We start from the raw sequence: 18,884 nt of genomic DNA, 5'->3' as shown, positions 1-18,884 counted from the left end.
CATCGTTATATAGAGACTCGATCATACGTTTTTCAGTACAAGCAGAGGTCTGAAAATAGGGGATGAAGTTCAGGGCGTATAAGTAATCAAGTTTGAGGCTTGAGGTTCATTTTGTTACTTAAATATAGTGAACTCTGTGCTCAGTCAGCGCATGATAGAGGCATAGATTTATTCACATTTATCAATAATGTCTCAAGATCATGGAAATATCGTCATGTCCAAAGCCGTACAAGATATAAAAGATTATCCGCTCTATGTTGCAGGTAAAGCAGCGACTACCGATCAGTGGTTAGAAGTGAATCAAAAATATACCCAAGACGTATATGCACGCGTTGCACTCGCAGATGCTGCAACCATTGAAAAAGCCATTGATTCAGCGGTTAAATCTAGCGCTGCAATGGCGGCATTGGAACCTTTTCAAAAACAAAAAATCTTACTGCACTGTGTTAAACGTTTTAATGAAATGCGTGCAGAATTGACTGAAATTTTAATTGCGGAAGGTGGAAAACCGTGTAAAGCCGCAGCTGCTGAAGTTGAACGTTTAATTAATACCTTTCAAATTGCTGCCGATGCTGTCACACAGATGGATGATGGTCGCATGATCCCATTGGCGGTTACTGCAGCGGCATCTGGCTATCAAGGCATGGTCAAACATGTGCCGATAGGCCCTGTATCCTTGATCAGCCCATTTAATTTTCCGATCAATCTGACTGCGCATAAAATTGCACCTGCCATTGCCGCAGGCTGTCCATTTGTTTTGAAGCCTGCAAGTTTGACGCCTATTTCAGCTTTAAAAATTGCGGAAGTTTTGGCAGAAACGGATTTACCTAAAGGTGCTTTTTCAGTTTTACCTTGTCCACGTGAACATGCAGATGTCTTGGTAACAGATGACCGATTTAAACTGCTCAGCTTTACCGGTTCCGATGTTGTCGGCTGGGATATGAAAGCGCGTGCGGGGCGTAAAAAAGTGACTTTGGAACTCGGTGGCAACGCTGCTGTATTGGTTGAGCCTGATACTGAAATTTCAGCGGCATTTATTGAACGCTTAGTCGGTGGGGCGTATAACCATGCAGGGCAGGTGTGTATTAGTGTTCAACGCATCTTGGTGCATGCCGATATCTATGCCGATGTGAAGAAAAAACTCGTGGCGAGAATGAAGCAGCTTAAAGCGGATGATCCACAGTTGGAAAGCACCATGGTCGGTCCAATGATTAAGGAAGCAGAAGCAACACGCGTGCATAAATGGGTCGATAAAGCAGTCAAAAAAGGAGCTAAAGCTTTGGTTCGTGGTGAACATCAGGGGGCTTTGCTCGATCCAATTTTACTAGAAAATGTCGATGAATCGCTAGAAGTGTATAAAGATGAAATCTTTGGCCCTGTAGCGATTTTAGAGAAATACAAAAACTTTGAAAAAGGTATCGCCAAAATTAATAGCAGCCGTTTTGGTTTACAGGCGGGCATCTATACGCAAAATTTGAATAAAATGTTGTATGCGTGGAATCACTTAGAGGTCGGTGGAGTGATTATTAATGACATTCCATCTTTCCGTGTTGATAACATGCCATATGGTGGCGTAAAAGATTCTGGCTTAGGTCGTGAAGGGATTCAGTCTGCCATTCGAGATATGCAAGAAGAACGCGTATTGGCGATAAAACTGTAGCAGTTTAAACTTGGGCTTGGTTCAGTATGGATCTGTTCGAAGCCCAGTTTTTGAATCATTTCAAAAAATCTAAAGTGAATAAGAAAAATGAAACGAATTTTATTATTGGTCAGTTTGATGACCGTGAATATGGCTGTCTTTGCCTTTAACGCCACTCAAATGGTGACGGATGCACGCAGTCAAATTGGGAAAACCTTATATTATGATCCTGCGTATACTGCACTGCGTTATCCAATGGGAGATGTCCCTTTAATCAAGGGTGTTTGTACCGACGTGGTAATTCGTGCATTACGACAGCAAGGGATTGATTTACAACAAACCATTCATGAAGATATGAAAGCCAATTTTAAGCAGTATCCACAAAAATGGGGCTTAAAAAGTACTGATAAAAATATTGATCATCGGCGTGTTCCCAATATTCAAACCTGGATGCAACGCCAGGGCTATGTAGTCAAAGATAAGCAGTATTTGGCAGGTGATATTGTCACTTGGGACTTAGGGCGTGGTTTAGTGCATATCGGTGTGGTTTCAGATCGTAAAATGAAAGGTAGCGGGGTTCCGCTGATCATCCATAATATAGGAGAGGGCACACAGGAAGAAGATCTTTTGCATGCCTATCAAATTACCGGACATTATCGAGTGAAATAACTTTAAAAATTTAATTGGAAATAAAATATTCCTAAAAGTTATATTATTAATAACTTAAATTGTATGAAAAATAAGCTGATTAAATGAACATTTAAGCCTAAACACATTATAAAAATGGAATATTTGCCGTAGAAATTACAGAAAAACTTAAAAAAAGTGAGTATTGTTAATTCATACAAAGGGAAAGTTATTTGTGGTGTTTTTAACCAAAATGCGCATGTGATTTTTCTGTTTGCAATTTGGTATAGACGCTCACAAGGTATCTCACCAGATCAAACACCCAGAATTTTATTTTTATGGTTCTTTTTTTGCTCGCGATATAACCATAACAAGCAGCAGTTAAAGATGCCTGAGGTTTAGGTGTTCTATGTCAGATAATCGTGAAAACTGGTCGGCACGATCAGGATTTATCATTGCCGCTATTGGTTCCGCTGTAGGTTTGGGAAACATTTGGCGTTTCCCTTACGTGGCGTATGAAAATGGTGGCGGTGCATTTTTAATTCCCTATTTAATTGCAATTTTTGCAGCGGGTTTGCCTTTATTGTTCTTAGATTATGCAGTGGGGCATAAATTCCGAAAAGCACCGCCAACTGCATATAAAAAACTTATGAACAGTGAGGCATTAGGCTGGTGGCAAGTGATGGTGACACTCATCATCGGGATCTACTATGCCAGCGTATTGTCATGGGCCGGTAGTTACATGTATTACGCCATTGGACAACAATGGGGCTCAGATACGGAAAGCTTTTTCTTTAAAACCTATCTACAAAATGGTGATGGCTTAACATTTGGTTTTGTTCCGACTTTATTTGTTGGTTTAGTCATTGTTTGGGCTGTGGTGATGTTCATTCTCTATGGCGGTGTACGTCGTGGTGTAGAACTTGCCAATAAAATTTTTATGCCGTTATTGATCGTGTTATTTAGCATTTTAGTCATTCAAGCATTGCGTCTACCGGGTGCGGCAGAAGGCTTAAATGCATTCTTTACGCCAAACTGGGAAGCGATGACCGACTATAAAGTATGGTTAGCAGCCTTCGGTCATATCTTCTTCTCGTTATCGATTGGTTTCGGGATCATGTTGACCTATGCGTCTTACTTAAAAGCAAAAACCAACTTAACCGGTTCAGGTGTAGTCGTTGCATTAGCCAACTCATCATTTGAAATCTTAGCGGGTATTGGCGTCTTTGCAGCACTTGGTTTCATGGCACAAAGTTCAGGTGTACCTGTAAAAGAAGTAGTATCTGGTGGTATTGGTTTAGCCTTTATTGCCTTCCCGAAAATCATTTCGAGTATGGGGGCAGGCGGTGATTTGTTTGGCTTCTTGTTCTTTGCTTCGTTGGTGGTTGCAGGGATTACCTCTATGGTGAGTATCTTGCAAGTGCCAATTGCAGCGTTTCAAGACAAATTGGGTTGGTCAAAAAATAAAGCTGTAACGATTGTTGCGGGCGGTTCAGCAATCGTATCTACACTTTTATTCTCTACACAAAGTGCCATTACTTTTGTTGATATCATTGACTACTTTGCCAATAACATTGGGATCGTGGGTGGTGGTTTACTCTCTATTATTTTGGTGTCGTGGTTCCATCGTCCATTGATGAAACAATTACAAGAGCATGCAAATCAATACTCAAGTATCAAGTTGGGTCAAGGTTGGAATTTCTTATTGACCGTGATCACCCCAATTTCATTATTGGTTGCACTTGTATTGACGATTAAGGCTGTCGCAACTGAAGGTTATGGCGGTTATCCTGCAACGACACTTTGGTTGGTGGGTGGTTCGGTATTGGCCTTCTTTGTATTGGGTTCTGTTCTATTAAGCTTGTGTAAAGACAAAGGTCCAGAGGAGAATTAATATGAATACATCTGCAATGATCATGATGATTTTATCAATTGTTTTGCTATGGGGTGGTTTACTTTTAGCGACGATTCATTTGGTGAAAAATCCTGACGAAGCTGAAGATTAAATTTAGAATGACGAAAAAAATGCCCGATGAAATCATCGGGCATTTTTTATGATTGTTTACATCTAAAAAGGTGTTTATTGATTTAGGCCGTTTTTACTATACGGCAATAATAGAAGCCATCGCCATAACCCACTTTCGGGAAAAGTTGACGACCATGGATTTGTTCAACTCCCCAATCTGCTTCAATTTTAATTTCTTGGGCATCGGCATGATTGGCAAAGAACTCAACCATTTGCTGTTCATTTTCAGCTTTTAAAATCGAGCAAGTGATGTAAAGCAGCGTACCGCCAACTTTAAGTTGCTTCCACATGTTTTCCAAAATTTGCTTTTGTAATACTACTGTTTTCGCAATGTCGCCCGATTGACGTAGTAAACGAATGTCAGGATGACGACGCATTACACCGACAGCAGTACATGGCGCATCGAGCACGATACAATCAGCAAGCTCAGGAACAGTGTAAGTGATGGCATCGGCAGTTTGGATTTCGACATGTTTACCATCGAGAACCAAACGATCAAGGTTTTCAACTACACGTTTCAGGCGCTTTTCATCTTGGTCGAGTGCGATGAGTTTCTTCGGTTGGAAGGTCTCTAAAATGTGTGCAGTTTTACCACCGGGCGCAGCACAAGCATCAATCACAAATTTACCATCGAGATTTGGTAAGAGTGTTGCACACAGCTGAGCATGTTCATCCTGTACCGAAAAACCACCTGCTTCAAAGCCCGGCAAACTTGGAATATGTAGACTTTCATCCATCACAATACCGACATTAGAGAGTTCACAACGATGTGCATCGATGCCTTCATCTTCCAGAATATCAAGGTATTCATCACGGCTCACTTGGCGTGTATTGACACGTAAAGTCAGTGGCGCAATTTGTTTAAGCTCATAGCTGAGCTCGTCAAATTGTTCACCCCAGTCTTTTTTCAGACGTTTGGTTAACCAACTTGGTAAATTGGTGGCTTGTTCAAGTACGTCGTAGAACTGTTCTGTTTCACGTGTTGCACGGCGCAAAATTGCGTTGATTAAGCCACTTAGACTTCCCATACCCAATTGTTTTGCAGCTTCTACCGTTTCAGAAATTGCAGCATGAGCTGCGACACGGGTACACAATAATTGGTACAAACCAAGGTATAAACAGGTTTCAACCACTTGGTTATCTACCGGTTTAGACAGAAGCGGTAAAGTCAGTTGTTTCAATGCATACCATTGACGTAAACAACCGAGCACCAATTCGTGGAATAAAGCACGGTCTTTATCTGACACGATATTCATTTGCTGCGCGAGGACAGATTGCAGCGATTGACCATTTTGGACAGCCAATAACGTCTTCACTACCTGAGCACGTAAATTAAGGTCTCGGGTCGAGGCGTTGGGAGATTGCTTCATTATAAAATTTGTCCAATAGTCAATTTTTGGGTTTGTAAAATTTGTACAGGGTTGAGTGGTTTAGCACCCGGCCATTGCAAAGAAGTCAAAATAATCACGCTGCCATTGGCGCAAGCAACGTGTATGCCTTTTTTGTCGATGGCGATGATTTCACCTGCTTGAGCATTCGGTGCAGATGCATTTGAAAGTTCAGAATGCCAAACACGTAAATTGTTTTGTTCATCCAACTGAATAAATGCCACCGGCCATGGATTAAAGGCGCGAATGTTACGATCGATTTGTACAGCATCGATGGACCAATCAATTTTTGCTTCAGCTTTTGATAGCTTATGTGCATAAACTGTTAACGCTTCGTCTTGAACTTCACGGCTGTCTAAATATTGCTGCAATGTTTGTTCAGTATCTAAAACGGCAGCAATTGCGGTTGCACCTTGCTCTGCAAGTTTGTCATGCAAAGTTGCAGAGGTATCCGTTGCTTCAATCGGGCAGATGGTTTTATACATCATGTCGCCAGTATCAAGTCCAGCTGCCATTTTCATAATGGTGACGCCCGTTTCTGTATCACCTGTAGCGATGGCACGTTGAATCGGTGCTGCACCACGCCAACGTGGCAGCAATGAGCCATGAATATTCAGGCAGCCATATTTCGGGGTATCTAGCACCACTTGCGGCAAGATCAAACCATAGGCTGCAACCACCATAACATCGGCATTTAAGGCTTTTAATTCCGCTTGTGCGGCTAAACCTTCTTCAGTCGATGATTTGAAATGAAGGGGTTGGTAAACAGGAATATGGTGCTCTAAAGCCAATTGCTTTACGGCAGAAGCTGTGAGTTTTTGTCCACGTCCAGCTTTGCGGTCAGGTTGAGTGTATACCGCAACAATTTCATGTTGTGTGTTGAGCAATGCAGCTAGTGCTGTTGCGGCAAATTCTGGCGTACCGGCAAAGATGATTTTCAAAATGAATGAACCGAATCTGTGTTTAATATGTGGATTATAGCAAATGATTAATGCGTAATTTAGAACATTAGAAATTGATTTTTGCAACTTTGAAGCTGTCCAAGCTCAATGATTTCATAACCCAAAATCGCAAATTTGCAATTTTTAAATAAATTATATTTATATAAAATTTAAAAATTATTCATGAAAGTTTTGTATTGTGCAGCCATTGATGGCGGTATAGTAGATTTCAGTTAAAAGATTTTTGTCGTCAAATCACTCGTTTTTATTGATAGACCCATCTGCCCAAATCTCAGCTTAAAAAGCCATCTTTAAAAACAATGGCTTGGTGTATGATAGGTTTAAAATTCGACTGATTTTACATCATTGTCAGTATGATTTAGCCAGAGTGAATCTGTAGGATTCATTTCAAGCTCAAACTTTGTTGGAAATATAAAATGCCTGACTATCGTTCAAAAACATCGACACACGGAAGAAATATGGCGGGTGCGCGCGGCTTATGGCGCGCAACTGGTATGAAAGATGAAGACTTCGGTAAACCAATTATTGCCGTCGTGAACTCATTTACTCAATTTGTACCGGGTCACGTTCATCTTAAAGACCTTGGTCAACTCGTGGCGCGTCAAATTGAGCAAGCAGGCGGTGTAGCTAAAGAGTTCAATACCATTGCAGTCGATGACGGTATTGCGATGGGCCATGACGGTATGCTGTATTCATTGCCTTCACGTGACTTGATTGCAGACTCAGTAGAATACATGGTGAGCGCGCACTGTGCCGATGCCATGGTATGTATTTCCAACTGTGACAAAATTACCCCAGGGATGTTGATGGCGGCAATGCGCTTGAACATTCCAGTGGTATTTGTCTCGGGCGGTCCAATGGAAGCGGGTAAAGTTAAAATCCGTGGCAACGACAAAGCGATCGACTTAATTGATGCCATGATTGTAGCTGCAGATGACAACTATACCGATGAAGAAGTTGCTGAATACGAACGTTCTGCATGCCCAACTTGCGGTTCATGCTCAGGTATGTTCACCGCAAACTCAATGAACTGCTTAACAGAAGCATTGGGTCTGTCTTTACCGGGTAACGGTTCTACACTGGCAACACATGCAAACCGTAAAAAATTATTCGAACGCGCAGGCTCTTTAATTGTTGAATTGGCTAAACGTCATTATGAACAAGATGATTACAGCGTATTGCCACGTGAAATGGTAACCAAAGCATCGTATGAAAATGCCATGACTTTAGACATCGCGATGGGTGGTTCAACCAATACCGTTTTACACTTGTTGGCTGCAGCCAATGAAGCTGGCGTTGATTTCACGATGGACGACATTGACCGTTTGTCTCGCAAAGTGCCTGTACTCTGTAAAGTTGCACCTGCGAAAAACGACGTACATATGGAAGATGTACACCGTGCTGGCGGTATCATGTCCATTCTCGGTGAATTAGACCGTGCAGGCTTATTGGACACATCTGTGGGTACTGTTCACGAAGCAAGCTTAAAAGATGCTTTAGATAAATGGGACATTATCCGTACTGAAAATGAAGACGTTTACCAATTCTTCCGTTCAGCGCCGGGCGGTGTACCAACGCAAACTGCATTCTCACAAGATCGATATTACCAACGACTAGATGGTGACCGTGAAAATGGCGTGATCCGTAATGCTGAACATGCGTTCTCGAAAGATGGTGGCTTAGCTGTGCTTTACGGCAACATTGCGCTCGATGGTTGTATCGTAAAAACTGCGGGTGTAGATGATTCAATCTTGAAATTCAACGGTACTGCACGTGTGTTTGAAAGCCAAGATTCAGCAGTAGAGGCGATCTTGGGTAATGAAATCAAAGCCGGTGATGTGGTTGTGATTCGCTATGAAGGCCCACGTGGTGGTCCGGGTATGCAAGAAATGTTGTACCCAACCAGCTACCTGAAATCGAAAGGTCTAGGCAAAGAATGTGCGTTATTGACTGACGGTCGTTTCTCTGGCGGTTCGTCAGGCCTGTCTATTGGTCACGTTTCACCTGAAGCAGCAGAAGGTGGTGCAATTGGTTTGGTGGAAGATGGCGATTTAATCGAAATTGATATTCCAAACCGTACCATCAACTTAGCTGTTGATGAAGCAACCATGGCCGCTCGCCGTGCAGCGCAAGAAGCAAAAGGCTGGCATCCAGTTGAAGAGCGTCCGCGTAAAATTTCGAAAGCATTGAAAGCGTATGCAATGCATACCACAAGTGCAGCGAAAGGCGCAGTACGTGAAATCTAAGCTTTAGATTTTTAAATAAAAAGCACTCCAAATGGGGTGCTTTTTAAATTTGCATCTACATAACTTGCAATGGATACGAGGAAACGTCATCCGCAACTGTTTGAGGCAAACGGTAATTTAAAAGTGAATGTTTCTGCGATCATTTTTTTAGTTGCAATCAGTTGCCGAGTTTTGCGGATGACAAATGGTTTTGGTTACTTTTGCCAAAACAAAAGTAACATACGAGCTCCGAAAATTTGCTTTGATAGAGATAAGACTCCGTTATAACCAGCTTTTTAATGAAATAATGAGCAATTATTATTTATTTTAAAACTCTTGATCTGATTGAAAATAGAACCAAAGATCACAGCCTTGGATAGTAGCTGTAAAATATATGGCTTTTTGTAGGCATTCCCTTACTTTTTAAAGGAGAGGGCTAGGGAGAGGATTCAAGTGAAAATCCTCCCTTTATTCAAATCTTCTCATACGCCTTATATAGCTTTGCCATGTGATTGAAAAGTGTTGAATACACTAAAAACTTTTTTTGAGATCTAATTTCTTTTACATGCTGAGCGCTTTCTATACAATAAATTTAAAAGAATCCGCCAAGGCTGAAGCCAAAATCAGCCATCGCCAAGGAAGAACAATGAGTAAAAATAATATTCGCGAACATTCCGCTCCTGTTTATGAAGGTATCGAAAATGCGCCTGCACGTTCCATGATGCGTGCAACAGGCTTCCAAGATGCCGACTTTAAGCGCCCATTTATAGGTATTGCCTCGACTTGGGCCAATGTCACGCCGTGTAATATGCATATTGATGGATTGGCGCGTGAAGCTGAAAACGGGGTCAATGCTGCAGGTGGAAAAGGTATTATTTTCAATACCATTACTATTTCTGACGGCATTTCCAACGGTACAGAAGGCATGAAATATTCTCTGCTGTCGCGGGAAATCATTGCCGACTCTATAGAAGCTGTGGTGGGCTGTCAGGCCTATGATGGGGTGATTGCTATAGGCGGCTGCGACAAGAACATGCCGGGCTGCATTATGGGCTTGGCACGTTTAAATCGTCCGGGCCTATTTATTTATGGCGGCACCATTAAACCCGGAGCAGGTCATACCGACATGATCTCGGTATTTGAGGCGGTAGGCCAGCATGCCAAAGGCGAGATTAATGAAATTCAAGTGAAGCAGATTGAAGAAGTCGCGCTGCCGGGGCCGGGTTCGTGCGGCGGTATGTATACGGCCAATTCGATGGCTTCAGCGATTGAAGCCTTAGGCATGAGCTTGCCAGGTTCATCGGCGCAGGAAGCAGTTTCAGCAGATAAAATTGAAGATTGCCAACGCGCAGGTGAAGCCGTGATGAACCTGCTGCGTCTCGATATTAAGCCGCGCGACATTATGACCAAAGCCGCTTTTGAAAACTCGATTAAAGTGCTGATTGCTTTAGGCGGGTCAACCAATGGCGTACTGCATTTGATTGCTATGGCGCATACCGCAGGTGTGGAACTGTCTTTGGACGATTTTGTGCGCATTGGCAAAGACATACCTGTGGTGGCCGATGTGCGTCCATCGGGTCAATATTTAATGTCGGAACTGATTGCCATTGGCGGCATTCAACCGCTAATGAAGCGCATGCTGGATGCAGGTATGCTCGATGGCTCTTGCCTGACCGTTACGGGTAAAACTTTGGCGGAAAACTTAGCCGAGGTAGAGGATTATCCTGAAGGTCAGCAAATTATTCTGCCATTTGATGCACCGATCAAAAAGGATTCGCACTTAGTGGTGCTAAAAGGCAATCTGTCACCGACAGGTGCAGTGGCTAAAATTACCGGTAAAGAAGGGCTGTATTTTGAAGGGCCTGCGCGGGTATTTGAGGGTGAGCAGGGTGCCATGCGTGGTATTTTAGATGGCGAAGTACAAGAAGGTGAAGTGGTGGTGATCCGCGGTGTTGGGCCGAAAGGCGGGCCGGGTATGCCGGAAATGTTAAAACCGACTTCAGCGATTATTGGTAAAGGTCTAGGCCAATCTGTTGCACTGTTGACTGATGGGCGTTTCTCGGGCGGCAGCCATGGTTTTGTGATTGGGCATGTGACACCAGAAGCCTATGAAGGCGGCCCAATTGGCTTGGTTAAAAACGGCGATAAAATTTCAATTAACGCTGAAACCCGTGAAATGACTTGGCATGTGGCTGAGGATGAAATTGCTGCACGTCGCGCGGCCTGGGTCAAACCGAAACCCAACTATACCCACGGCGCTTTGGCTAAATTTGCCAAGTTGACCTCTGGTGCGGAAAAAGGTGCGGTGACTGACCTAAATCTAGACGTCTAATCCATTGTTAAACATTGAACATTCAGCCCTGACTTGATATAAGTTTTGCACAAGGCTTATATCTCATTTAAAACAGCTTCATAATAGAAGTTGACTTTAAGTATGTGCTGGCAGTGCTCAGTACAATTCATCATTTTGAGGCAAAAACGCATGTCACTGTTACGCCGTTGGTTCGATCCAATCCGATCGAGTTGGTTTTATCAGAAACCGACCCGACAAGCGGTGTTACCCACGGAACAAGGTCTGAGTGTTTATCTTCGACTGGATGATGTCTATAGCTATTTGGCTGCGCAGCAACTGCCTCAATTAGAAGAAATTCTCAGTGATGAAATTAAACCACTGAAAGTGATTATTTGTCGTCAGAGTGCTGAACCTCCAAATCAAATGTCATCGATAGAATGGCAACAATATTGTCTGAATGATGCCCAAATTTTAGCGCGGCAGCATCGTTTTAGTTTTCATGAAACACCTGAACAACCGACCGCTGAAGCTTTAGAACAAGCCGAAATTATTCTAAAAAATACCCCATTACGCGGCCAAGACTTTCTTTATTTACTTGAAGATGTGTTCCACATGTTGTGGCAAAAGCAGTATGGCAAGCTGAGAACACTGTACGCGATGGCCAGCCGTCATCATAAAGCGCAAGATTTTCCAGAACGGATCTTTTCTGACTTACCAATTTTGACGGGGTATTTTGAGTTTGGCGAACGTAAGTACCATGCTGTAGATGATTTACTGCGTTTAACACGCCGTTTAAAACAACAAAAACTCCTGACAGATAACCCGATCTTTATGATCAATCATATTGAATGGCGTGAGCACCTGATCAGTGATGCAGAAGAGTTGAATGAAATTCAGGGACTCGATCCTGAGCTTGATCTCTACATCGCGATGGAAGATCCGATTTCATGGTTACTGTTGGCTTATATTCGTGAGGAATTGGCGGACTATTATAATATTCAGCTGAATGTGTATCCATTGTCGTATCACGGTCGTGATCTGTTTGACTGGAGTTTGGCAACACGTCTGTCTAAACGGACCGAAGTTAAGTTCACGCCATTTTGCCGGCCTACAGAAGCTGCGACATTAGCTATGTCACAGCTTTACTACAGTGCGCCCGAAGAGCAGCGTATTGAGGTGATGTATCGCATTTTGGAGGCCGTATGGACCAAAGGGCGTGATTTATCCTTTAAAGCACATTTTCAGGCTTTACAGTATGAGTTAGAGATTTCTGAACTGACTACTGACGATATTGCTGAAAAATTAAAAGAAAATGATATGCACTGTGAGATGAAGTCACAGCCGGATTTTCCCGTCTTGGAATTACGTATTGCAGGTCAAAGCTATGTATTTAATAGCTTATACCGCGTATGGATGATTGAAAGTATTTTCAGTAATGTGTTAGAAGAGAAGTATAAAAGTGAAAACACCGCTGAAAGTGAAGCCAGAGAATATGAAGAAAGAAAAAGTTGAGTCATTAGAGCAAGCCCGCGCACAGATTGATGTGATTGATCAGGGGATTATTGAGCTCATTGCTGCACGTCAGTTTTATGTCGATCAAGCGGTGCGTTTTAAGCGTTCAGTACAGGATGTTCAATCACCAGAACGTGTCGAAGCGGTGATAAGTAAAATTCGTCTACAAGCCACAGAGCACGGTGTAAATGCAGATATTGTGGAACGTTTATACCGCGATATGATTCAGCATTTTATTCAACGTGAGTTGAAAGAGATTCGACCGTAATTTTTAGTTTTTGAGATTAGATCAAATTTATTAATGTTCTTTTTTAATATCACCAACTGAAAAATAATGATTTGATTTACATTTTGAAATTTTATTAATTTTTTTATTTGTTATTCTTTATCCAATTAGGCTTTGTTGCACAAAGATTTCATAACTATATGATTTTAAAGGTTTTGATTATTTTTTGATCCAAAATTAAATTTATTTAAATCAGATGCTTACATATTTATGCAACAAAGCCAGTTACCTCTAAAAAACAAATTAGGATATATTGGCGTAAATGGTATTCTTTCAGATCCTGATACTAAATTAGATGCGAATGGAAAATTCTTTATTCCTGCTAAAACTGAAAAATACTATTTAAAGAAACCTCCAGTAGATTATGCTAATAGTACAGGAGATTTATTTTTTTCATTCCCTAATTATCAAACAAAAAGAATTGAATATGCTGACCTCTATGTAGATCAAGTTCCCGAAGATAGGGCAGGCTTTGACCATCTTAATAAAATTGATGTGGGAATTATCTACTTAGATCCTGAATAAATAGATAGTCGTTTGATCCTAGACAAAATAATGGGCACATATTCCCTCTAAAGATAAAGTAAGGTTAACTTTAGAGATATAAAAATAGCTAAACGCTGTAGTCTAAAAATATACAACAAGCTAATTATTATGCGCTTTCAAACTCACACGAGTCTGTAGTTTCAATCGCCCATAAATTAGGTGTAGGGTATCAACCTTAGATAACTGGATTCGCTAAGCTAATCTAGTTGGTTCAAGCAAACGTCAACTTTCACCAGAACAACAGCGTATTCTAGACTTAGAAAAAGATGTCAAGCAGCTCAGGGAAGCCAATGCTGTCTTGTTTGAATATATTGAAATTTACTACAATCGAATCAGAAAGCATTCTGCAATTGGCAGGTTAAGTCCTGAAGCCTTTGAACAGAAATATTTGGTGGTGTTTCAAAAAGTATGCTGAAACAAAGCAGGTTGAATTTTGATAAAATAGAGAAATGCGAATAACTCTAGAAATCAAATGTCCAACCTGCCTCAGTGACAGTATAAAGAAAAATGGCATCAAAGTAGATGGGAAACAAAACTATCAGTGCAAAGACTGTAAACGTCAGTTTATTGGTGACCATGCTCTGAGCTATCTAGGATGTCATTCAGGCATTACTCGAAAAATATTACAGTTGATGGTCAGAGGTAGTGGTATACGAGATATCGCTGAAGTTGAGCGAATCAGTATCGGTAAAGTTTTACGTACTTTAACCGAATCGACCTACCAAATTCAGCCTAAACAAAGTCATTATGAGTCTCTTGAAGTTGATGAGTTTTGGACTTTTGTGGGAAATAAAAATAATAAACAATGGCTTATTTACGCCTACCATCGAGAAACAGGTGAGATTGTTGCTTATGTTTGGGGTAAAAGAGACTTAGCTACAGTTCAACGATTGAAGGCAAAGCTTAAACAATTAGGTATTCACTACACCCGAATTGCAAGTGATCATTGGGACAGTTTCATAACTGCTTTTAAAAACTGCAAGCAAAGTATTGGTAAATTTTTTACTGTAGGTATTGAAGGTAATAATTGCAAAATAAGGCATCAAATTAGGCGCGGTTTTAGAAGGAGTTGTAATTTTTCAAAAAAGATTGAAAACCATTTTAAAGCTTTCGACTTAACCTTTTTTTACATCAATAATGGCTTCATTTAATGTCAGCATACTTTTTGAAACACCACCAAATATTTTAATAATTTAGAGGGATCTGTTGTCCACGATACTGTCTAGGATCATTTCTTAGCTTTAAAACTCATACCTTTACCTTAAACTCCGCAGCGAGAGAAGTATGATGAAGCATTTTTTTATTTTCTTAACCTTATTTTTTATATTTGGTAGTACTGCTTGCTCGTCTGAGAAAATTAGTTTGAATCAGAATGAAGTTAAAGAAGCTCAAAAAAAAGAATCAATTTCAACGCTGTCTAAAGAAGATACAGCTATAATAAATGATTATAAAAATACTATTAATAAACTTAATCTGAGAGATAAAGAAAACGCAGATAAAGTAATGAAAGATAGTTTGTCTGAAATAAAAAAGATCACGAATGATCAAGAACGACAAAAGATTGAAATGCAAATCTACTTAGCAACAGGCATGTATGAAGAGGCTTATAATCTTAATAATAAAATGTTAAAGGACTCTTTCAGTCAGGAACTTTTAGTGACTCAGTGTGAGTTAAGCTATTATGCTAAAAGATCGAAAGATGAATATGAAAAATGTTATTCCGATTTAGCATTGATTTTAAAAGAAGAATTAAGGAAAGTATCAAAAAATGACCCTCAGTATATTTATGGTGAGTGGGGCTATTTGCTATCAATGTATAAATCAGGGAACGTTGAATATAAAAATAAAATAAAAAAATTTATTGATTCGATTCAAGATGAAACGGTGAAATATCAATTCGAAAGTTCTTATGGTTTAGCTGAAGAGCAAAAGAGTAGTTATGAGAGTAATTAAAATAAATAAGTTGTAATTCCTTTTTTATTGAATCCAACTACCTTGTCTATAGCTGATTTCAAGCACAGCCTCAACTTTTTATTGAGGCTCTATTCCAAAAACACTGATTTTTCAAAGTGTCTGAATTGCATAGCATAGAACCAATTCTTCAGCGAGTTTTGCCATGATTTGGTTCGTCATCACAGTTTTTGCAATCGCAGGTCTAATTAAAGGCACGATTGGGTTAGGCCTGCCTGCGGTATCGATGGGCTTACTCACCATGGTGATCAGTCCATTTCAGGCAGCGACGTTATTAATCATTCCATCCATGGTAACCAACTTTTGGCAACTATTTGCCGAAGGGCAGGTGCTGCGACTAATTCAACGCTTTTGGCCCTTGTTACTTGGGATTATCGTCGGTTCAATTTGGAGTATTTTTCCAACTTTAGGACATGGTGAATTTAAAAGTGAAGCTTTACTGGGGGGCATGTTGGCACTATACGGACTGTATGGGCTTTGTGCCAAAAGCTTGCCGAACTTTGCACCACATGAAAAATGGCTATCTCCAATGATCGGTTATCTCGGTGGAGCGCTGACTGTTGCGACCGGTGTGGTGGTGATTCCTGTGGTGCCATATTTGCAAGGTTTGCAGCTCAAACGTGATGACCTCGTACAGTCACTCGGTTTGGCCTTTACCACGTCAACTATTTGTTTGGCAGTGTTCTTGCAGCAAAATCCCATGAAAGATCTTCCGATTGATTATGCCATGTCAGCCATGGCACTGATTCCTGCGCTCATTGGTATGTGGGCAGGGAAAAAAATCCGTTACCGCATTCCAGAACAAAAATTCCGTAAGGTGTTTTTTATCGGGTTGATTGCCCTCGGTGGCTATATGATGCTGCACCAGTTTGGCGTGATTTAAAGCCTAGACTTGGCCATCTAAAGTAGATTTTTCTGACAGTAGAAACTGACTAAAATGCTGATAATTTAAGGGTAAATCATCAAAATTACGTGCGGTTAGGAGCAGTTTTCGATTGGCCCATTCACCGCTGAGCTCAACTTGGGCAAAGGCATACAAACTGATTAATCGTCCGGCCGCACGTTTTGGCATGATGGCAATGCCCACACCATTCGCCACCACTTGCGCGATCGCGGCAAAGTTCGGCAAACGCAGCCGATACTGAATTTCACAGCCGAATAATTTGGCTTGAGCCTCGATCGATTGTTGCAAGGAATGATATTGCATCAAACCGACAAAGGGATAATTCAAAATCTCTGCGGGTTTGACGCTAGATATCGAGGCCAATTCATGAGTTATAGGACAAATCAGTACCAAAGGATCATTTGCAAACTCAAGTGTTTGTAACTTTTCGGATTTAAAGAAACCCGAAATTAGACCTAGTTGTGCATTGCCTTGTTCAATCGCTGCAATGATGTCTTTAGACTCGGCTTCATGCAGCTCAATTTGTGTGTTGGGATTTTCTAGCAAATAACGTGGTAGCAAGACCGGTAAATATTCACTTTGTGCAGATGAATTACACCATAAGGTCATATTGGAATTCAGCCCGTGAGCAAAGGGCAGCATAGCGTGTTCTAATTGTTGCCCCTCACGCAAGATGCGCTGCGCATGTTCAACCAAGGTTTGACCGGCAAGGGTCAGTTTGACTCCTTTGGCTTGGCGAGTGAACAGGGCCGTGCGGTAATGCTGTTCGAGTTTTTTAATCCGTTCACTGGCTGCTTGTAGTGAGATAGCAGAGCGTGCAGCGCCTTTGGTCAGACTGCCGCTGTCTACAATGTGCAGCACCAATTGGAGGTCGAACAAATCCAGTCGCATACGGTGTATTCCTTGGCTAATGCCTTATCTTACCGAAAGAGTAGCTATAAAAAAAAGCGACCTTTCGGCCGCTTTTCAAATGAATGTTGTATTCTTTTTTAAATGCTTTGGAGGCTTATTCTGATTTATCGCCTAAGCTAAAGAACCAGTTCAAAATCAACGCTGCAAATGTAGCAGTACCAATACCACCTAGGTTGAAGTTACCAAATTGAAGTGCAAAGTCACCTGTACCTAAAATAATCGTGACTGCTGCCACCATCAGGTTTTTATTTTTTGAGAAATCGACTTTATTTTCAATCCAGATTTTCGCACCGGCAATGGTAATTAGACCAAATACAACAATCGATGCACCTGTCAAAATGGCTTGCGGAATGGTATGAATAATCGCACCAAACTTTGGAGAAAGACCAAGGAAGATGGCGAATACACCTGCAAATACAAACACGATGGTCGAGTAAACACGCGTTACTGCCATCACACCAATATTTTCGCCATAGGTGGTCATACCCGGACCGCCGACACCGCCTGAAAGTGTGGTCGCAACACCATCTGCAACGAAGGCTTTACCAATGTGTGGATCGAGGTTTTCACCTGTCATCGCGCCCACAGCTTTGATGTGACCAAGGTTTTCTGCAACCAAAATCAACGCAATCGGTGCAATGATGAGCATGGCATTGAAGTCAAAGACGGGTGAATGGAAGTGCGGAACACCAAACCAAGCAGCTTCTTGTACGGGAACGAAGTTGATTGGTGTGCCATGACCCATGACATTGGAAATGATGTAATACACCAAATATGCCAGTAATAGACCGACCAACAGCAATAAGCGTTGTAACAAGCCCTTCGTGAACACCGCAATCGAACCCATACATAGTACAGTGACTAGTGCCATCCACATATTAAAATTGTTGCCTGCAACCCCTTTAATGGTGACTGGGGCTAGGTTCAGACCAATAATCATCACCACTGCACCTGTAACGACAGGTGGCATGAGTTTTTCAATCCAACGTGTACCCGTTGCCATCACGATAAAACCAAAAATGGCATATAAGATACCGCAGGCCATGATTCCGCCTGCCGCCATTGCGATATTGGCATTTGGCGCGCCAGTACCTGATGCTGCATAACCGGTTGCCGCGATCACCACACCAATAAAGGCAAAACTAGAGCCTAAATAACTTGGTACACGACCACCTGTCATAAAGAAGAACAGGATGGTACAGATCCCCGACATTAAAATCGCAAGGTTGGCATCAAAGCCCATCAAAAATGGCGCAAGGACAGTTGCACCAAACATTGCAAAGGCATGTTGTATCCCCAATACCACACTTTGCACTGGAGGTAGGTACTCATTTGTACCTACAGGACGTGCATCAATATTGCCTTCGTACGGGCGCCATTTGGGAAACCAATTGGACATAAAATGAGCACTCAATAGATAAATTGTGCACATCATACTCTTGTTTTTTAGAAGATTTAATCTCTTTTAAAAATATTTTGTTCAAACTAATTACATGACTTTACATGTAAATTTACCAAATGGTAAAAGTTTTAAAGGTGTAAAAAAGGCATTAAATCATGCAATTAATCAAATAGGCTTGGAGCCAATTCTTC

At 41.4% G+C, this 18,884-nt stretch carries 16 protein-coding genes and 1 pseudogene; 13 read left to right on the top strand and 4 right to left on the bottom strand.

Annotated elements, in window-relative coordinates; genetic code table 11:
* The first annotated feature begins 214 nt into the window (after window positions 1-214).
* The 4 genes from G0029_RS15915 (at window position 215) to G0029_RS15900 (ending at window position 4,272) form a co-directional block, all read left to right on the top strand.
* Complete coding sequence (locus tag G0029_RS15915) at window positions 215-1,660, top strand: aldehyde dehydrogenase family protein (RefSeq protein WP_180022914.1); 1,446 nt, start codon at window positions 215-217, stop codon at window positions 1,658-1,660.
* Window positions 1,661-1,777: 117 nt separating this feature from the next.
* Entirely contained in the window at window positions 1,778-2,308 is a 531-nt protein-coding gene (locus G0029_RS15910; RefSeq protein ID WP_373685143.1) for a DUF1287 domain-containing protein, read from the top strand.
* Window positions 2,309-2,675: 367 nt separating this feature from the next.
* Window positions 2,676-4,160, top strand: coding sequence for a sodium-dependent transporter (locus G0029_RS15905; protein ID WP_180026228.1), 1,485 nt, complete (start codon window positions 2,676-2,678; stop codon window positions 4,158-4,160).
* Between the two features lies 1 nt (window position 4,161).
* A complete protein-coding gene (locus G0029_RS15900) occupies window positions 4,162-4,272 on the top strand; it encodes a methionine/alanine import family NSS transporter small subunit (RefSeq protein ID WP_180005359.1) in 111 nt (36 codons plus the stop codon).
* An 82-nt stretch (window positions 4,273-4,354) separates the two neighbouring features.
* On the opposite strand, the gene rsmB is transcribed toward G0029_RS15900, so the two are convergent.
* On the bottom strand, window positions 4,355-5,662 hold the full coding sequence (rsmB, locus tag G0029_RS15895; protein ID WP_180026227.1) for a 16S rRNA (cytosine(967)-C(5))-methyltransferase RsmB: 1,308 nt from the start codon (window positions 5,660-5,662) through the stop codon (window positions 4,355-4,357).
* Entirely contained in the window at window positions 5,662-6,621 is a 960-nt protein-coding gene (gene fmt, locus G0029_RS15890; RefSeq protein ID WP_180110267.1) for a methionyl-tRNA formyltransferase, read from the bottom strand. The genes rsmB and fmt overlap by 1 nt, the downstream gene beginning before the upstream one ends.
* Window positions 6,622-7,058: 437 nt before the next feature.
* Here fmt and ilvD (G0029_RS15885) point away from each other — a divergent pair, with 437 nt between their 5' ends.
* From ilvD (G0029_RS15885) to G0029_RS15840, 9 genes and pseudogenes are all read left to right on the top strand, one after another.
* Entirely contained in the window at window positions 7,059-8,888 is a 1,830-nt protein-coding gene (ilvD, locus tag G0029_RS15885; protein WP_111885144.1) for a dihydroxy-acid dehydratase, read from the top strand.
* A gap of 625 nt (window positions 8,889-9,513) precedes the next feature.
* A complete protein-coding gene (ilvD, locus tag G0029_RS15880) occupies window positions 9,514-11,199 on the top strand; it encodes a dihydroxy-acid dehydratase (protein WP_180110266.1) in 1,686 nt (561 codons plus the stop codon).
* A 150-nt stretch (window positions 11,200-11,349) separates the two neighbouring features.
* Window positions 11,350-12,672 carry a hypothetical protein gene (locus tag G0029_RS15875; RefSeq protein ID WP_180110265.1) on the top strand — a complete coding sequence of 441 codons (1,323 nt, stop codon included), beginning with the start codon at window positions 11,350-11,352 and terminating at the stop codon, window positions 12,670-12,672.
* Entirely contained in the window at window positions 12,653-12,940 is a 288-nt protein-coding gene (locus G0029_RS15870; protein WP_078191648.1) for a chorismate mutase, read from the top strand. The genes G0029_RS15875 and G0029_RS15870 overlap by 20 nt, the downstream gene beginning before the upstream one ends.
* 228 nt (window positions 12,941-13,168) lie before the next feature.
* A complete protein-coding gene (locus G0029_RS15865; protein WP_180041599.1) occupies window positions 13,169-13,483 on the top strand; it encodes a hypothetical protein in 315 nt (104 codons plus the stop codon).
* Window positions 13,484-13,593: 110 nt separating this feature from the next.
* Window positions 13,594-13,901, top strand: a pseudogene (locus G0029_RS15860) (IS3 family transposase); the annotation flags it as partial.
* Window positions 13,902-13,953: 52 nt separating this feature from the next.
* On the top strand, window positions 13,954-14,655 hold the full coding sequence (locus G0029_RS15850; protein ID WP_180110263.1) for an IS1-like element ISPa14 family transposase: 702 nt from the start codon (window positions 13,954-13,956) through the stop codon (window positions 14,653-14,655).
* Between the two features lie 133 nt (window positions 14,656-14,788).
* Entirely contained in the window at window positions 14,789-15,457 is a 669-nt protein-coding gene (locus G0029_RS15845; RefSeq protein WP_227591841.1) for a hypothetical protein, read from the top strand.
* A 163-nt stretch (window positions 15,458-15,620) separates the two neighbouring features.
* Window positions 15,621-16,358: a sulfite exporter TauE/SafE family protein gene (locus tag G0029_RS15840; protein ID WP_180110262.1), complete on the top strand. Its 738-nt coding sequence runs from the start codon at window positions 15,621-15,623 to the stop codon at window positions 16,356-16,358.
* 3 nt (window positions 16,359-16,361) lie between these two features.
* Here G0029_RS15840 and G0029_RS15835 read toward each other — a convergent pair whose 3' ends face one another.
* Together G0029_RS15835 and G0029_RS15830 are read right to left on the bottom strand one after the other, a co-directional pair.
* A complete protein-coding gene (locus G0029_RS15835; protein ID WP_180110261.1) occupies window positions 16,362-17,270 on the bottom strand; it encodes a LysR family transcriptional regulator in 909 nt (302 codons plus the stop codon).
* 115 nt (window positions 17,271-17,385) lie between these two features.
* The gene (locus G0029_RS15830) at window positions 17,386-18,690 is read right to left on the bottom strand and encodes a solute carrier family 23 protein (RefSeq protein WP_078191643.1); all 1,305 of its coding nucleotides are present in this window, start codon (window positions 18,688-18,690) and stop codon (window positions 17,386-17,388) included.
* Between the last annotated feature and the right edge of the window lie 194 nt (window positions 18,691-18,884).

Source organism: Acinetobacter sp. YH12138, assembly GCF_015218525.1.
In the GTDB taxonomy this organism is placed as follows: Bacteria; Pseudomonadota; Gammaproteobacteria; order Pseudomonadales; family Moraxellaceae; genus Acinetobacter; species Acinetobacter amyesii.
This window is presented reverse-complemented; position numbering and strand designations above follow the sequence as displayed.

Excerpts from the sequence above, each read along its gene's own strand:
- G0029_RS15915 (WP_180022914.1), top strand. The coding sequence starts at position 215 with ATGTCCAAAGCCGTACAAGATATAAAAGATTATCCGCTCTATGTTGCA.
- G0029_RS15910 (WP_373685143.1), top strand. The coding sequence starts at position 1,778 with ATGACCGTGAATATGGCTGTCTTTGCCTTTAACGCCACTCAAATGGTG.
- G0029_RS15905 (WP_180026228.1), top strand. The coding sequence starts at position 2,676 with ATGTCAGATAATCGTGAAAACTGGTCGGCACGATCAGGATTTATCATT.
- G0029_RS15900 (WP_180005359.1), top strand. The coding sequence starts at position 4,162 with ATGAATACATCTGCAATGATCATGATGATTTTATCAATTGTTTTGCTA.
- rsmB (WP_180026227.1), bottom strand. The coding sequence starts at position 5,662 with ATGAAGCAATCTCCCAACGCCTCGACCCGAGACCTTAATTTACGTGCT.
- ilvD (WP_111885144.1), top strand. The coding sequence starts at position 7,059 with ATGCCTGACTATCGTTCAAAAACATCGACACACGGAAGAAATATGGCG.
- ilvD (WP_180110266.1), top strand. The coding sequence starts at position 9,514 with ATGAGTAAAAATAATATTCGCGAACATTCCGCTCCTGTTTATGAAGGT.
- G0029_RS15875 (WP_180110265.1), top strand. The coding sequence starts at position 11,350 with ATGTCACTGTTACGCCGTTGGTTCGATCCAATCCGATCGAGTTGGTTT.
- G0029_RS15870 (WP_078191648.1), top strand. The coding sequence starts at position 12,653 with ATGAAGAAAGAAAAAGTTGAGTCATTAGAGCAAGCCCGCGCACAGATT.
- G0029_RS15865 (WP_180041599.1), top strand. The coding sequence starts at position 13,169 with ATGCAACAAAGCCAGTTACCTCTAAAAAACAAATTAGGATATATTGGC.
- G0029_RS15850 (WP_180110263.1), top strand. The coding sequence starts at position 13,954 with ATGCGAATAACTCTAGAAATCAAATGTCCAACCTGCCTCAGTGACAGT.
- G0029_RS15845 (WP_227591841.1), top strand. The coding sequence starts at position 14,789 with ATGATGAAGCATTTTTTTATTTTCTTAACCTTATTTTTTATATTTGGT.
- G0029_RS15840 (WP_180110262.1), top strand. The coding sequence starts at position 15,621 with ATGATTTGGTTCGTCATCACAGTTTTTGCAATCGCAGGTCTAATTAAA.
- G0029_RS15835 (WP_180110261.1), bottom strand. The coding sequence starts at position 17,270 with ATGCGACTGGATTTGTTCGACCTCCAATTGGTGCTGCACATTGTAGAC.
- G0029_RS15830 (WP_078191643.1), bottom strand. The coding sequence starts at position 18,690 with ATGTCCAATTGGTTTCCCAAATGGCGCCCGTACGAAGGCAATATTGAT.